The 11,999-nt window shown below is 40.9% G+C and carries 12 protein-coding genes; 3 read left to right on the top strand and 9 right to left on the bottom strand.

The window, feature by feature from the left end; genetic code table 11:
* Positions 1-10 precede the first annotated feature (10 nt).
* Positions 11-952, bottom strand: a complete 942-nt coding sequence (locus QZT69_RS18780) for a PorP/SprF family type IX secretion system membrane protein (RefSeq protein WP_294680272.1) — start codon at positions 950-952, stop codon at positions 11-13.
* The gene (locus QZT69_RS18775) at positions 949-1,365 is read right to left on the bottom strand and encodes a gliding motility-associated C-terminal domain-containing protein (RefSeq protein ID WP_294680271.1); all 417 of its coding nucleotides are present in this window, start codon (positions 1,363-1,365) and stop codon (positions 949-951) included. The genes QZT69_RS18780 and QZT69_RS18775 overlap by 4 nt, the downstream gene beginning before the upstream one ends.
* A 358-nt stretch (positions 1,366-1,723) precedes the next feature.
* Between QZT69_RS18775 and QZT69_RS18770 the strand changes: the two genes are divergently transcribed.
* The 3 genes from QZT69_RS18770 (at position 1,724) to QZT69_RS18760 (ending at position 4,198) form a co-directional block, all read left to right on the top strand.
* A complete protein-coding gene (locus QZT69_RS18770) occupies positions 1,724-2,395 on the top strand; it encodes a hypothetical protein (protein ID WP_294680270.1) in 672 nt (223 codons plus the stop codon).
* Positions 2,396-2,446: 51 nt separating this feature from the next.
* Positions 2,447-3,100, top strand: a complete 654-nt coding sequence (locus QZT69_RS18765; protein ID WP_294680269.1) for a hypothetical protein — start codon at positions 2,447-2,449, stop codon at positions 3,098-3,100.
* 432 nt (positions 3,101-3,532) lie between these two features.
* Positions 3,533-4,198 carry a hypothetical protein gene (locus QZT69_RS18760; protein ID WP_294680268.1) on the top strand — a complete coding sequence of 222 codons (666 nt, stop codon included), beginning with the start codon at positions 3,533-3,535 and terminating at the stop codon, positions 4,196-4,198.
* A 194-nt stretch (positions 4,199-4,392) separates the two neighbouring features.
* On the opposite strand, the gene QZT69_RS18755 is transcribed toward QZT69_RS18760, so the two are convergent.
* The 7 genes from QZT69_RS18755 to QZT69_RS18725 form a co-directional block, all read right to left on the bottom strand.
* Positions 4,393-5,856 (bottom strand): magnesium chelatase, encoded by a 1,464-nt coding sequence (locus QZT69_RS18755; RefSeq protein WP_294680267.1) that lies wholly within the window; start codon positions 5,854-5,856, stop codon positions 4,393-4,395.
* Positions 5,857-5,973: 117 nt separating this feature from the next.
* Positions 5,974-7,083 carry a VWA domain-containing protein gene (locus QZT69_RS18750; protein ID WP_294680266.1) on the bottom strand — a complete coding sequence of 370 codons (1,110 nt, stop codon included), beginning with the start codon at positions 7,081-7,083 and terminating at the stop codon, positions 5,974-5,976.
* Positions 7,084-7,349: 266 nt separating this feature from the next.
* Complete coding sequence (locus QZT69_RS18745; RefSeq protein ID WP_294680265.1) at positions 7,350-9,215, bottom strand: T9SS type A sorting domain-containing protein; 1,866 nt, start codon at positions 9,213-9,215, stop codon at positions 7,350-7,352.
* Between the two features lie 250 nt (positions 9,216-9,465).
* The gene (locus QZT69_RS18740) at positions 9,466-10,425 is read right to left on the bottom strand and encodes a T9SS type A sorting domain-containing protein (RefSeq protein WP_294680264.1); all 960 of its coding nucleotides are present in this window, start codon (positions 10,423-10,425) and stop codon (positions 9,466-9,468) included.
* A gap of 123 nt (positions 10,426-10,548) precedes the next feature.
* Positions 10,549-10,941, bottom strand: a complete 393-nt coding sequence (locus tag QZT69_RS18735; protein WP_294680263.1) for a hypothetical protein — start codon at positions 10,939-10,941, stop codon at positions 10,549-10,551.
* A 31-nt stretch (positions 10,942-10,972) separates the two neighbouring features.
* The gene (locus QZT69_RS18730) at positions 10,973-11,593 is read right to left on the bottom strand and encodes a bifunctional 2-polyprenyl-6-hydroxyphenol methylase/3-demethylubiquinol 3-O-methyltransferase UbiG (RefSeq protein WP_294680262.1); all 621 of its coding nucleotides are present in this window, start codon (positions 11,591-11,593) and stop codon (positions 10,973-10,975) included.
* A gap of 31 nt (positions 11,594-11,624) precedes the next feature.
* A complete protein-coding gene (locus QZT69_RS18725; RefSeq protein WP_294680261.1) occupies positions 11,625-11,864 on the bottom strand; it encodes a hypothetical protein in 240 nt (79 codons plus the stop codon).
* Between the last annotated feature and the right edge of the window lie 135 nt (positions 11,865-11,999).

Genomic DNA, 11,999 nt, shown 5'->3' with positions numbered 1-11,999 from the left:
AACCCATAGACTACCACTTTTGTTTCTTCCGGAAAGTTCCTCCTTTTCGGGTAGTAAATTTGCGTCTTGCAAAGGGCAGTTCTTCAATTGTACGAGCAAAGTTCAGTGTGATCTCATGTGTATGCTCGAAGGTTGTTTTGTGTGGTGAAAAAGTACTTGTCTGGTAGGTGTAAACGATGCGTAATCCTTTTTCTAAAAAGAAACCCAAACTTCCGGTTACCGAATTATCGGACTGGTAGCCGCCGCCAACCCAAACAAGCTGGCCGAACAGGAAGTGACCGTCAAAAGACATGTTCAGGCGTGAACCTTTTACTGCACGTGCCATTGCTGACGGATACAAAATAATATTGTCGTTGAAGCGGATCTTATAGCCGATGTGCGAATAAAAATGATTGTAGGTGGTGGTGTAAAAATTCGAAGGATCAGCTAAGGCATTGTCAAAAATGCTCGGCATGGAAATCCCGAAATCGAAATTTTGTGACTGAATAGATAAACCAACTCCCAGGTTTACTCCGCGGGAAACACGGTTGTCCAGAGTCGGTTCTTTTTCACTGAAATAGATGTAGTCTGTCTGCAGTGATCGCTGCTGGTAACCTAATTTTACACCTAAGCCAAGTGCTGTTCTTTCGCCCAGCCAAATGTGATAATTATAAATACCACCGATTTCCAGGGAATTTACTCCGTTCGTAAAATCACTGACTGCTATAGCGCCAACTCCATGGTTTTGGGTAATGTGATAATGACCGTTTGCTGTAAAAGTCAAAGGAGTTTCCGGAGTTGTCATCCATTGTTTCCTGAAATGCAGCGTAGCACTGTATCGCGTGGAAATATCCATGTACCCGGGATTGAATACTCCCTGGTTCAACATGTATTGATTGTATAAAGTACGCAATTGCGCTGAAGATGTTACGGTGATGGTTAATAACACCAAAAGGGAGTATATTTTTCTCATCGTTTCAATGTTATTTTACCGGATGCAATGTTTCCGTATCCGTCGTTGAATTCAAAATAATAAACACCGGACGAACATTCTTCGCCAAGCATGGAGTTAGCCTGATTTGATCTTCCGTCCCAAAGGTTCAGGTATGGTGATGCGTAATAAACGGTTTCTCCCCAGCGGTTGAATACTTTTAGATAGTTGGAAGGATAGTTCAATACATTCAGGATCATGAAATGATCGTTATATCCGTCTCCGTTCGGAGAAAAGAAATCTGCAAATACCAGGTCGTTGATTTTTAGTGTATCATCCGATTCGTGATTGACAAAAGGGATATTCTGAACAGTGAATTTAGTTCTTGTTTCCTTCTTCTCTGTGAAGCTGAATGCAAGAGCGATTAGGGGTACTAAAAAGATGAATCGAATCATTCTAAAAATATTTTCTTCCGCAAAGGTCAGCATTTTAACCCATTAAGTACAAATAAAGAACAATATTATTTTTCATTTTACCGATCAAACAATTTATTCGGCATGCATTTGCTAAGCTTATTCGGTTGTTTGATGTTATTGCAACCGCTTCTTATTCAATGCCATCCTAAACCTGAAAAACAGTGTTAGCAGCGGTATTGTATTTTTATTTGTGGATTATTTGTTTGAATTCCTGAGGAAAACAACTGGGGCAAAAAAAGATTTTTGATCAAGATGTTTAACTTTGTTCTGTTCGTGCCAACTAAATTATCAGAATCAGCGTTGTATGAACAGATTGCTTAATTAATACATCTAAACTATGAAAAGAACAATCCTTTATGGACTTGGATTTACATTTTTGGTTCTGGGAACGGCATCCTGCGGCAAATCGACCACCGGGAAAATTGCAAACAACTGGACCATCGTCTCTCAAAACGAAGAACAAACGGTTGTAAATTCAGCAGGGGATAAAAGCTATTCCAAAAATACTTACACCGAGACCACGTTCTCCAATTATTCCGAACAAACACCGTTTTCCGGGAGCACAATCACGACGGAAACTTCTGGTACTGTGACAACCAATACAATCGAAATTAAAAAAGACGGTACCTGGACCTGGAGCCAGGAATTGGTATATAACGAAGATCTGGGCGGTGGAAATACAAGCAATTATGTTGTAAAGAACGTTCATAGCGGAAACTGGAATTTTGTAAAGAAATCAAAAGGAGAAGATTTTGAAAAGAATGAGCGGATTTCCCTGGAAGCCCTGGAGCGTACCAACTCGACCGTTCAGACTGTTAACAATGTTTTAGCGAACTCTAACTCAAGTAAAACAACCTATTCCCCGGGGGAAAGCATAGTGGTTTACACCATTGTTAAATCCAAAAACAAGGAACTTGAGCTGAAATTGGATGTCGACTCACGAGATGTAATAAACGGGAATGCCAGCACTAAGAAAATGACGCGATCCATTGTTTTGGAAGAAAAATAGCTGCAAAATTCAATCCTGGATTTTAACTTAATACCACATAAAATGAAAAGCATGAAAAATACCTTATTATATATTGGGATACTTGTAATGACGCTAGTCGGAATGACTTCTTGCGGCAAGACAACCAAAAGAAAATTGACGAATGATTGGAAAGTGGTTTCTTATTTCGAGGAACAGGAATTCAATACATCCAACGGGGACCGCAACGTCAGTACGACTACTATGACTGAAAGCACCGTTACCAATTCAATGATTTATGAACCTTCTACCGGGCCCGGTGCAACAAATTCCAGAACAGGAGAAGTAAAAGCACATGAATTCGCGATCAAAAAGGACGGTACATGGACCTACTTGCAGGAAATCAATTATCCGAATAATGGGTTTGCTTTTTACAGCCGGACTGAATTAAGTGGTACCTGGAGCTTTTTAAAGAAAAATAAGGGAGGTGATTTTGAAAAAAATGAACGGATCCATTTCAATATTTTAAAGTCTGAGACCCAGGAAAAAGCTTATTCAGGCACGATTGTGATGTCCGATAACGCAAGCGAATCCACTTTTTTGACCGGAGAAAATGTACTTGTTTATGTGGTTAAAACGTCCAAAAAAGATGCATTGGAGATTGAATTGGATAAGAATTATGTATTTACCCCGGATTCCGGGTCAGGCCACAGTACCAAGATGATTAAAAAAATGACTCTTCAATAAGACTGAGACCGATATTTAATTGTTAAGAGGAAGGATTCGATAAACGGATCCTTTTTCTTTTGATAAAGATCTTAATGCGTTTACGCAAGTTTGTCAGGTAGCTGATTTTGACTAAAATACTGTTAAAGATTCTAAAAAAGGTCCCTTCGAACAGGGGCTGAAGCGCAAGATTTAGCCGTTCAAAACTCATTCCGAAATTTCTAAGCATTACCCCGGGACATGAAGATGAAAACAGCATGGAACCAGTGCCGGCGGGGAAAAACAGAATGTAGGCATGTTCAGATTAGAAGAGTAGAATCAGGTTGTTATTTCTTTTTTAACCGCAAATTCATCTAATGGATATATCAAGCAAACCCAGTTATCTTTTTGTTAAAAGTTTGACTATTACTCGAATAGTGATACATTTGCTCAACTAATTTATAACTTACAATAATGAAAAAGATTTTTATCTGCACCCTTAGTGTTGCATTTTTAGCTGCCGGATTGGCTTCTTGTGGTAAATCAACCAAAGGTAAAATGGCAAATGAGTGGAAAGTTACTGAGTACAATTCTACAGAAACAGAAACTGAGTCAAATGGCGACAAAACAGTTTACACTACTACAATGACTGAATCTACTGTTTCTAACAGCACAGCTACAACAAGTGGTGGATCAACAGTTACAACTACTTCTACTGGTACTGTAAACACAAACGAAATGACTATTGAGAAAGATGGTACGTGGACTTCTACAACAGATGTGTCTTCTACTCAAGAAATTTTTGGAGTTACTGCAACCACAAAAGTTACTACAACTTCAAGCGGAACATGGTCTTTCGTGGGTAAAACAAAAGGGGATGAGTTCAAAAAGAACGAGCGTGTAATGTTCAACACTTTGTCTGAAACAACAACCACTGCTTACACTCCACAAGGAGGGTCAACTCAAACGTCTACGGATACAGATAGCTACATGACCGGTGAGAACGTAATGATCTACACAGTTACTGAGTCTAAAGGTAAAGAATTGGCTTTAGAGGCTGAAATCGGTAATTCCAGCACTTCCGGAGGTACAACAAGCTCTACTTCAGGAAAAACAACGATCAAATTGACTGAGAAATAAGAATCAACTGTAAAATATAAAAGGGAATCCGAATCGGGTTCCCTTTTTTGTTTTGTGCGGGTCATGGAAAACGTTAGCTCACAGCTTAAGACCTAAAACTGACAAATCTTATTGCAAAAAGATTAAGTTCTTGAAGTAAACTGATTTAGAACGAGAACTTAATTTACTCATTCTCGTTCTCATTTTTCGCTCTCTTAATTCAAACCTCCTCTGACGTAAGAGCTGAACTGATCACTAAAAGTTGTATGGTTGTTCATTTGTGATTTGCTCAGTTTCTTACTTTCCACCAAGCCCCATAAAACGAATTCTTTCAGGAAATGCTTTTCTGCCGGAGTAACTTTCGGCTGGTATTTTTGGATCAAAGCTTCCAGCGGAGTAATAGAATCCAGTTGGGCATGATACGTTTTGTCATCCGCATCTTCGGAAAGAACGAATTCATCCTGTTCGAAGAACCAATCCACAATTTCCTGGTACGGACCGCTTTCTCCCGGTTTCTCTAATTTCTCCACTTTCGGGAAATAGCTTTCGAACAGTGTTTTTACTGCTCTTCCGATCAATTGTTCTGCAACATACGTGCTTCCTTCCTGTTCACCTTCGTATACCAATTCCATTTTACCCGTTAAGGCTGGGATAATTCCCTGGAAATCGGCCAGTCTGACACTTGTTTTCGGGCTTTTGCTTTTCAATCCGCGCAATTCTGCTGCACTTACCAGGTTCTCAAAGGCAGAAATACTCATTCGTGCACTTACACCGCTTTTTACGTCAATGTATTCGCTTTCACGAGCTTCAAATCCAATTTGTTCGATCAGGTCCATTGCCAGTCCCGGAACAGTGATATTCTCTTTCTGATCCCCTTCCAGTTTTGCCTCCTGTTCGGTAATGGTCCTTGCAACCTGGATAGTTTCCGGGTAGTGCGTGAGAATTTGAGAACCGATACGGTCTTTCAGCGGTGTAACGATACTTCCGCGGTTGGTGTAATCTTCCGGGTTTGCAGTGAATACAAACTGAATGTCCAGTGGGAAGCGCAATTGGAAACCACGTATCTGGATATCACCTTCCTGTAAAATATTGAATAAAGCCACCTGGATGCGGGCCTGCAGATCCGGTAATTCGTTAATCACGAAAATACACCGGTTTGCGCGTGGGATCATCCCGAAGTGAATTACCCGCTCGTCAGCGTAAGACAATTTCATGTTTGCAGCTTTGATCGGATCTACGTCCCCGATGAGGTCTGCAATCGTTACATCCGGAGTTGCCAGTTTCTCAGCAAAGCGGTCTTCACGGTGAACCCAGGCAATCGGTGTGTCGTCTCCTTTTTCTGCAATCAGGTCTTTTGCGTAGCGGGAAAGCGGTGCCAGTGGATCATCGTTTACTTCCGAACCCTGAACGATCGGCATCCATTCGTCAAGCAGGTTTACCATCAGGCGCGCCAAACGTGTTTTTGCCTGTCCGCGAAGTCCCAGTAAATTGATATTGTGTTTTGCCAGGATAGCACGCTCCAGTTCAGGTATAACCGTGTTTTCGTAACCGTGTATTCCTTCAAATGCCTGCTTCCCGGATTTCAATGCTTCCATTAAATTCGACCGCAGTTCTTCTTTAACACTCCTAGTTTGGTATCCCGATGCTTTTAATTCGCCTAATGTTTTAATTGATTTCATACGTTCTGTTTGTGTATTTAATTTGTTCAAATGTTCAAATGTTCAAATGTTCAAATGTTCAAATGTTCAAATGTTCAAATGTTCAAATTGAACTTTTAAACTTTTTGAACTTGTTGTCTATCCTCTGATTCGTTTAATTCGATTTGTTTGATAATCTTCAAAGATCATTTGTCCCAATCCCTGGATTCCTGTATAGAATGCCTTTCCCTGGTTTGCAGCTGTAAAGTTCTGAATGAATTGCTGTAAATACGGGTCTTGCGCAATCATGAACGTGGTGATTGGAATGTGCAGTTTACGCGCCTGTTGAGCCGTTGTGTAGCATTTGTCGACGATGTACTTGTCCAAACCAACAGAATTCATATAATAAGAACCATCCGGTTCGATCACACAACTCGGTTTTCCATCGGTAATCATAAAGATCTGCTTGTTGGTATTGCGCTTTCTGCGAAGCAGGTCCATTGCCAATTCGAGCCCTGCAACTGTATTGGTGTGATACGGTCCGACTTCCAGGTAGGGAAGGTCTTTCGCTTCAATAGCCCAGGCATCATCTCCGAAAACCAGGATATCGAGAGTGTCTTTCGGATAACGTGTTTTGATAAGTTCAGCCAAAGCCATGGCTACTTTTTTAGCCGGAGTAATGCGGTCTTCACCGTACAGGATCATGCTGTGGCTGATGTCTATCATCAAAACCGTACTCATTTGTGCTTTGTAGAAGCTTTCTTCAACCACTAAATCACGTTCATGAAGCTGGAATTCTCCCATTCCGTTGTTGATCTGTGCGTTTCGCAGACTCTCTGTCATGGAGATTTTTTCCAGTCCGTCGCCGAAATTGAACTGCCGGTAATCACCGGTTTGTTCATCACCGGTCCCGCTGTGTTTGGTACGGTGATTTCCAAGCCCGCTTTTTTTCAGGTTCCCGAAGATTTGTTCCAGGGCATGCTGGCGAATGGCTCGTTCCATTTTAGCAGTAATTTCTGCTCCGCCGGTTCCGTCTTTTCCGTTTTTATCACGAATAAAGTTCTTTTTCCGAAGATCTTCCACGAAATCATCAATGGTGTAATCCGGGGTAGTGAGCTCGTATTCCTTGTCGAGTACACGGAGCCAGTCAATTGCCTCGTCAAAATCCCCGGATGTGTGCGTGATGAGTTCCTTAAAGATCTCAAACAGCCTGTCGAAGGGAGACAACTCGGGAGCAGAATAGGGTGTAAATACAAATCCTTTGCGCATGTTGTTGTTTGTTTTAAGTTGTGACTGACCGCGAGTTTGGAATGAAAATTTTCGGTCAGTGAAATTGGATAAAGCTTGTACTTTCGAATGAATAAAGGTAAGTGATTAAATCGATTTTCTAAGCGGATGGAAACCTTAAAATTCGTTAAAATAAGATGGTAAAATCGGAATTTTAGATTGAAATAAAAAACCTCAGCAAACATAGTTTACTGAGGTGAAATATAAATTGACAATTTATGAAATGTCAACCGGAAAGTTTGGTTTTATCAATTCTTTACCACTTTTAGCAAAACCGCCTGTCCGCTGCGGTAAACGCGCAGGAAAAAAGTATTAGACTCGTATGCTGAAAGATCAAGTTCCGCCTGCAATGTATTTGGTTCTGAAGTTTCCAGTACTTTTCCAAGCATGTCGATTAACTCTACGCGTTCTATCACTGTTCCTGTTGAAGCAACTGTTACTTTTCCATTCGTTGGAACCGGGTAAACGTTCAACTCGGCAGCTGACACATCGTCGATCCCTGCAAATTGAATATCTACGCAATTTGAAGTATCGATACATCCGTAAACATTGTCCTGGATAACGATTGCGTAAGTTCCGCCGTGTGTCGGTTCAAAAATAACGTCTGTTGCTCCCGGAATGATAGACATATCGGCACAATTTACCCACTGAGCAGTCATGTCGACCAATACCCCGGCAGTGAGTATTCCACCGGATGAAAAGATCGAGGACATCACGTTGTGGATGGTAACCGTCATCTGATCACTCGCGGAACATCCGTTCGAATCTGTTCCGGTAACAGTGTACGTTGCATTCACAGGAATAGCCGGAGTACCATCGGTTACTCCGTTGGTCCAAACATATGTTTGTGCACCTGTTCCTGAAAATGTATGAGGTATTCCCTGGCAAAGATCCAGGTCCGGTCCTGCAGAAACAATTGGTGTAGAGTTAACGGTCACTGTAATTGTGTCGTTTTTAATACATCCGTTGGTGTCTGTTCCCGTTAGAATATAGGAAGCCGTTGTTGCTGGTTCGAACGGAACATTATCCATTACTCCGTTATTCCAGGCATAAGTATCTGCACCTTGTCCTGTTAGAGTGATATCGTTCCCTTCACAAACCCCGAAATCTGCACCTGCATTTACATTAGGAAGCTGATTGACAGTCATGGTTATTGTGTCAGTATCCGCACATCCGATGGAATCCGTACCGGTAACAACATAAGTTGTTGTAACAGTTGCATCGAAAGCAAGGCTGTCTGTTACACCGTTGTCCCATGTGAAGGTTTCAGCGCCGGTACCGTAGAGTGTTACTTCGTCTTCAGCACAAACTACCAAAGGTGCGTGTGCGGTTACAGGAGGAAGTGAAACAACTACTGCCAGCGTATCCGCTAATGTTGAGGGACACCCGGGAACTGTTGCCGAAACAGTATAAGTTGTTGCGGAAGTTGGTGCTGCAGGAATAGATGCCGTTGTCTCTCCTGTTCCCCAGGTAAGTGTTGATCCCGGTTGATCCGCTATGGCATAGTGGATTCTTCCGTTCCATACACGCGGTTGGTAAACGGCACCTGTATTTTGCGTAAACGGATATTCCAATCCGCCTCCCTCCAGGAAAGTGATGTTTGCATCAGAGGAGTAAACATTTCCTACTGCTGTACCATTTGAGTAGTTCAGACTGACTGCGGATGTATTCGACGTTACGTAAAATGCATAAGTTTGTCCCGCCGGGATAGTCACATTTACCGGGACAGCAACAGTTGAGAATCCTCCGGTGTATGGAGTGGCGGCTGAACCGATATACGTCCATGCAGAGGGTGTATTAGCGAATCCGTTCCAGGTTCCGGCCTTGTAATAGATTTCGATGGTTGTATTTCCCATGGGAGAAGCATCGAAAGAGAGAATAGTTACCGCATTTGTGGCAACAATATCGAACATGTTACCTCGGTGATTGTTTCCGGCAGTGTTCGAGGCATCCAGCTGGTTATCCGGACCATTTGCAAGAGCATGAAGGGTAATGCTGTCACCAGAACAAATCAAAGCATCTGAGGCAGTGATGACGGCAGCACATGGCTGTGCATAGGCTTTAAAACCCAAAAAAGTAAACGCAAGAAAAATTAAGTGTAGTTTTTTCATCATAAATAGTGATTTAAAAATTCGGTGCGAATCTAGGGTTTTAATTTTGATTGTTAGCTCTTTGCTAAGAAAAAAACGCAAATAGGGGGTTACCCCTTGATGAGTTAAATGATTGATTTTCAATGTTTATTTTTTATCAAACAAAGGGCAAGGATTAAAAATGGGACCATTCCAGCAAAGATTAATCTGTCGCTGTAAATGAACAGGCGGGTCAGGGAAATGAAAATGCAAGGTTTGATTGCATGTAAATGAATTAAAAGGAAATTAGTTTTTTTTGAAGAATAGGCTGGTTTGATTTAATGATGGTAAGGAAATATATTCCTTTAACAAAATTACTTAGATTAATACTGGTGTTTTGAGAAGAAATGCCCGATGAAACAATAATTTGTCCAAGAGTATTTTGAATCTCGTAAATGAATTGATCCAATTGCGTGTTTTCAATATGAATTGTTACCTGTTTTTCCTGTTGCACAATATTTATTTCGCTTGAATTGGCTTGAAGTTGAATGTTTAAATACTCCGGTCCGGATGTCAGTCCGTAAATACTCATTCCTGGCCAAATTTGTGGGCAAATGACCGATGTCACGGTTGTGTTTAAATTGAGGACTAATAAATTTGAAAAACTCGAGATGAAAACTTCATCGGCATTCAAAGAGCTGTGTTTGGTCATCCCGTAAACAGCATCTGGTAACAAACCGATTTCCGAAATCATAAATGGATTGGTTTGAACCCGGATCAACTTGGTGCTGCCGACTGAATCAATAGCAGCAATATAAAAAGCTTCATTATGAATTTCCAAATCTCCAGCTGTATAGTAATTGTCTAGGAATCCAAGGTTTCCAATGCTTCCTGTAGATAGAATTACTTTGGATAATTTTCCTCCGGATGCATAGAAGTTTCCATTAAGATCACTTGTCAAACCATTTAAAGGGCTATCATTGATTGATCCGATATTGGTTGATACAGCACTCCCTGAAAATAGATCGATTCTGAAAATTTTATTGTTGCAAACATACAATTCGCCATTATCATAAGCAATATCTGTAAAGCTTTGGTTGATTTGAGATCCAGGTACCATTATTTCATAACTGCAATTTCCAGGATTAATTCTGATTATTGATCCATCATTTGTAATTGCAAAAACGCTTGTTTGTCCAAAGGAAATTAAACTTCCGATTGATAATGAGATAATAAATAGAATAACACGGATCATTTTTGGTTGATTTAATTATTATCCTAAATATAGGAAATCTAAGTTATTCAACTTATCGGTCTTTATTCTAGAAAGCAAATGAGAAGAAGCAAATGCTAAATTTTCTATCATTCTATTCGAGACTTATTGATAGTAATAATAAGCTTTATCCCGATCAAGTTCGGTTAAATCCTTAAATGAGGTACCTCTTAGTTTAGCGATGTCCAAACTTTCTTCTGTGAGTAAGAAATGAAGAAACGCAATTGGGTGGTTGTTTGAAGTCTTCTTGAAAAATGGATAAAGCAAATATTTCTGACCTTTATAAGGAAATGAAACCTTGCGATTAACCTTAATGTCCAGATCTTTTTTATTGAAAATGCTTTTTTCATTTCTGATGGATTCTTCATTCCAATCATATAGTAAACTGCTATTTGCGTCAGCAATTTTATCTAATGACTGAACATCGGGAAGTTCAGGTGCAGTACATGAAGCACTTATAAACAATGCGATTAAGATTGTTAAGAATGATTTATTCATAGGGTGAGTATACTTAAAAAATATCAAGTGGTTAACTTACTTTCTCACAAATAATCCAATAAAACGGAAAGTTCTCTTCAACTTCCCGGATCTCGGTCAAACCAAATTCCCCGAACTCTTCCCGGATCGAATCTTCGTCGTAGAAGAACATGTTAACTCCACCGAACTGTTCAAAACGGTCTTTCCCGATGGGTGTTCCGGTTCCGTAAGTCGGAGCTTTTTTTGAAATGACGGTAAAGACCATGATCCCGCTGTTTGTAAGCTGGCTATAGCAGTCACTGATGAGTTTTTTGCGTTCTTCAGTGTCCAGCAAATGGATTAGTGCGTAACAGAAAATCCCGTCAAACTGATTTTGATCGAATGGCATATCGGTTACGGAGCCGTGATAGACAATCATATCTGTTCCGTAATGTTTCCGCAATAACCGGATGGCTGTTTCGGAAATCTCAATTCCGGTTACTGACATGCCGTTTTCCTGGAAAATCTGCGCGTTTCGCCCGTAACCGATCCCGGGGATAAGTACATTCTTAACGGATTTCTCCCGGAAAAGATCTTTGGTAATTAATGCAGATTTTGCCGGATTGATTCCCCACATTTCCTGCTTGCTGATGAAGTTGGATTCCCAGAATTCCGGCTTTTCGTTTTCGCTCATAGTTTCTTAGATCATACCGTTCCCGAAAAGTTTAATCGAATCGAAGGATGGCCTCAATGACCTGTTTCTCGCGTTCCGGCAATGTTCCGCTAACCGTGATTGTATCCACGTCAAAAGCATCTAGCCATTCTTCCAGCAGGTCGTTGACTTGCCTGCGTAATTGGGGGAATTCGGATTCCGGACAGCCGGTTTTATCAGGGTTTTCTATGGGAACAAATACCAGCAGGTCTATTTCGTCCATTGCTTCTTTGACTTTCAGGTAGAAGGCCATGAAAATCTCACTAAACTCATTATAGAAATGGTTTTTCCGTATTTCTCGTGTCTAAGACGGACCTCTGTCTCTTATACACATCTCCGAGCCCACGAGACCGTACTAGATCTCGTATGCCGTCTTCTGCTTGAAAAA

Origin of the sequence: uncultured Fluviicola sp. (genome assembly GCF_902168135.1) — a bacterium.
Taxonomy (GTDB): Bacteria; Bacteroidota; Bacteroidia; order Flavobacteriales_D; family Crocinitomicaceae; genus Fluviicola.
This window is presented reverse-complemented; position numbering and strand designations above follow the sequence as displayed.

Coding starts and splice junctions, on each gene's coding strand:
- QZT69_RS18780 (WP_294680272.1), bottom strand. CDS start 952: ATGAGAAAAATATACTCCCTTTTGGTGTTATTAACCATCACCGTAACA.
- QZT69_RS18775 (WP_294680271.1), bottom strand. CDS start 1,365: ATGATTCGATTCATCTTTTTAGTACCCCTAATCGCTCTTGCATTCAGC.
- QZT69_RS18770 (WP_294680270.1), top strand. CDS start 1,724: ATGAAAAGAACAATCCTTTATGGACTTGGATTTACATTTTTGGTTCTG.
- QZT69_RS18765 (WP_294680269.1), top strand. CDS start 2,447: ATGAAAAATACCTTATTATATATTGGGATACTTGTAATGACGCTAGTC.
- QZT69_RS18760 (WP_294680268.1), top strand. CDS start 3,533: ATGAAAAAGATTTTTATCTGCACCCTTAGTGTTGCATTTTTAGCTGCC.
- QZT69_RS18755 (WP_294680267.1), bottom strand. CDS start 5,856: ATGAAATCAATTAAAACATTAGGCGAATTAAAAGCATCGGGATACCAA.
- QZT69_RS18750 (WP_294680266.1), bottom strand. CDS start 7,083: ATGCGCAAAGGATTTGTATTTACACCCTATTCTGCTCCCGAGTTGTCT.
- QZT69_RS18745 (WP_294680265.1), bottom strand. CDS start 9,215: ATGATGAAAAAACTACACTTAATTTTTCTTGCGTTTACTTTTTTGGGT.
- QZT69_RS18740 (WP_294680264.1), bottom strand. CDS start 10,425: ATGATCCGTGTTATTCTATTTATTATCTCATTATCAATCGGAAGTTTA.
- QZT69_RS18735 (WP_294680263.1), bottom strand. CDS start 10,941: ATGAATAAATCATTCTTAACAATCTTAATCGCATTGTTTATAAGTGCT.
- QZT69_RS18730 (WP_294680262.1), bottom strand. CDS start 11,593: ATGAGCGAAAACGAAAAGCCGGAATTCTGGGAATCCAACTTCATCAGC.
- QZT69_RS18725 (WP_294680261.1), bottom strand. CDS start 11,864: ATGGCCTTCTACCTGAAAGTCAAAGAAGCAATGGACGAAATAGACCTG.